Origin of the sequence: Actinosynnema sp. NPDC059797 (assembly GCF_042732085.1) — a bacterium.
GTDB lineage: Bacteria > Actinomycetota > Actinomycetes > Mycobacteriales > Pseudonocardiaceae > Actinosynnema.
Window position 1 is genome coordinate 1 of record NZ_JBHWIE010000636.1, and the last position, 2,441, is coordinate 2,441.

The 2,441-nt window shown below is 73.0% G+C and carries 2 protein-coding genes; one reads left to right on the plus strand and one right to left on the minus strand.

Going from position 1 to position 2,441, the window contains the following annotated elements; translation table 11 throughout:
- Positions 1–18: 18 nt before the first annotated feature.
- Positions 19–777, minus strand: coding sequence for a phosphotransferase family protein (locus ACFV4N_RS42760; protein WP_499678415.1), 759 nt, complete (start codon positions 775–777; stop codon positions 19–21).
- Positions 778–1,086: 309 nt separating this feature from the next.
- Between ACFV4N_RS42760 and ACFV4N_RS42765 the strand changes: the two genes are divergently transcribed.
- Positions 1,087–2,373, plus strand: coding sequence for an extracellular solute-binding protein (locus ACFV4N_RS42765; RefSeq protein WP_499678416.1), 1,287 nt, complete (start codon positions 1,087–1,089; stop codon positions 2,371–2,373).
- The last annotated feature ends 68 nt before the right edge of the window (positions 2,374–2,441 follow it).

The following is a 2,441-nucleotide window of genomic DNA, read 5'->3' on the forward strand; positions in this document are numbered from 1 at the left end:
GGTGCGGGCCGCCGCGCGTCACCCCAGCAGTTCCAGCAGCCGCACGGCCTGCGCCTCGCGGGCACCAGGCGGGTTGCGCCGCGCCGCCGGCCCGCCCGGCAGCAGCAGGAGCAGCCAGAACGCCGCCATGACGCGCCGGGCGGCCAGGAGCCGGGCGGGGTCGGCGTCGAAGCGGTCCGGGAACCCCCGCCAGTCCGTGCCGCGCGCGGACAGGTGCTCCACCAGGGTGCCCAGCTCCCACGCGACGTCCGAGCCGCCCGCGTCCTCCCAGTCCACGACCCGCACCCGCGCGCCGTCCCACAGGTAGTTGGCGAGGTTGGGGTCGCCGTGCCCGAGGACGGGCCGGTCCGGCTCGGCGGGCGGCGGTCCGGACAGCAGGTCCCGCGCGCCGTCGAACGCCTCGCCCGCCACGCCGCCCGGCCGCGTCGCGCCGGCGAACCCCGCGCCGACCACCCGCCACGCCTCGCCGGGGTGGAAGCGGCGCGGCGGCAGCCCGTCCGCCGGCACCGCCCACAGCGCGCGGAGCGCGGCCTCCAGCCCGTCGAGCCGCGCGCCGGTCACCGCGCCGCCCAGCGGCACGCCCGGCAGCCGGGTCATGGTCACCTCGGGCGGGGTGGCGTCGAGGTCGACGCCCAGCGGTTCCGGCGCGAGACCGGGCGCGCGGTCGCGGAGGACGTCCAGCACCGACCACTCGCGCCGGTGCTCGCCCCGGTCCCACGACGCGTAGCGCTTGACCAGCGAGTCGGCGGAGAAGACCAGTTCATGGGTGTGGGACACCCCGCGAACCTAGTGGTCGCGAAAAACTTCCCGCCCGCGCGTCACACCCGGCCCCGGGCGCCCTCTAACCAGGTGCGAGGTGGCCCGAGCGAGGGCCGGGCCACCCCGCCCCCGCCGCACCCCGGCACTCACCCGCGGTGACACGAGATCACTCCGAGCGCTCCGAAGCGCTTCAGAAAGTCACGGAACGATGTCGTAGTACCGGTCCCCGTTGACATACCGCGCCGCCCGCCCGAGTGTGAGAGCGCTCTCATGAGAGCGCTCTCATGACGTCGGGGCGAGAGCCGGCGAACGCGTCGAGGAGGACGGATGAGCAGGATCCCGGTCGGTCGGGCGACGGCGGTCGCGGCCGTGACCATGGTCGCCACCCTGGTGGCCGCGTGCGGTGGCGGGGGAGGTGGGGCCGGTGACGACGGCAAGGTCAAGCTGTCGATCGGGGTCTTCTCCGACTTCGGTTACACCAACCTGATCAAGGAGTACCAGCAGGCGCACCCGAACGTCGAGGTCGAGCAGCGCACGGTCAAGATGGAGCAGCACCACACGCAGCTGGCCACCCAGCTGGCGGGCGGTCGCGGCGCGGCCGACATCGTGGCCATCGAGGAGGGCGCCATCGCCCAGTTCCGCCAGTCCAAGGACAAGTTCGTCAACCTGGCGGACCACGGCGCCAAGGAGCTGGAGGGCCAGTGGGCCCCGTGGAAGTGGAGCCAGGGCACCGCCGACGACGGGGAGTTCGTGCTGGGCCTCGGCACCGACATGGGCAGCCTCGCCCTGTGCTACCGCCGCGACCTGTTCCAGGCGGCCGGCCTGCCGACCGAGCGCGAGGAGGTCGGCAAGCTGTGGCCGACCTGGGAGGACTACCTCGAGGTCGCCGACACCTTCACCGCCGCCACGCCGGACAAGAAGTTCGTCGACACCGCCCAGAACGTCTACAAGGCGATCCTCGACCAGACCGAGGAGGGCTACTTCGCCAAGGCCGACGACTCCTTCATCGGTGACCGGAACCCCAAGGTGAAGCAGGCCTTCGAGCTGGCCGCCGCGCTGGGCGAGAAGAAGCAGACCGGCGCGCTGTCCTCGTTCAGCCAGGACTGGAACGTCGCCCTCAAGCAGGCGTCCTTCGCCACCACCACCTGCCCCGCGTGGGCGCTGGCGCTGATCAAGGCGGGCGCGGGCGACGAGGCCGCGGGCAAGTGGGACGTGGCCGCCGCGCCCGGCGGCGGCGGCAACTGGGGCGGCTCGTTCCTGGCCGTGCCCAAGCAGGGCAAGCACCCGAAGGAGGCCTACGAGCTGGCCAAGTGGCTGACCGCGCCCGAGCAGCAGAAGCGGATCTTCAAGGAGACCGGCAACCTGCCCAGCGAGCCCGCCGCGTACCAGGACCCCGAGGTCACCGCGACCAAGAACGAGTACTTCAACTCCGCGCCCGTCGGCGAGATCTTCGGCAACTCCGCGGAGAGCCTCCAGCCGACCTACCGCGGCACCAAGGACACGGTCGTCACCCCGGTGTTCAACAACGCCCTCTCGCGCGTGGAGAGCGGCAAGCAGACCACCGCCGAGGCGTTCGCCCAGGCGGTCCGGGAAGCCCAGGACGCGATCAAGTGACGGTCGCGCCGGAGCGGGCGGGGGTGCTGCTGCCCAACGTCATCTCGGTCGCCGCGGTCGCGCTGGTG

Coding starts and splice junctions, on each gene's coding strand:
- ACFV4N_RS42765 (WP_499678416.1), top strand. CDS start 1,087: ATGAGCAGGATCCCGGTCGGTCGGGCGACGGCGGTCGCGGCCGTGACC.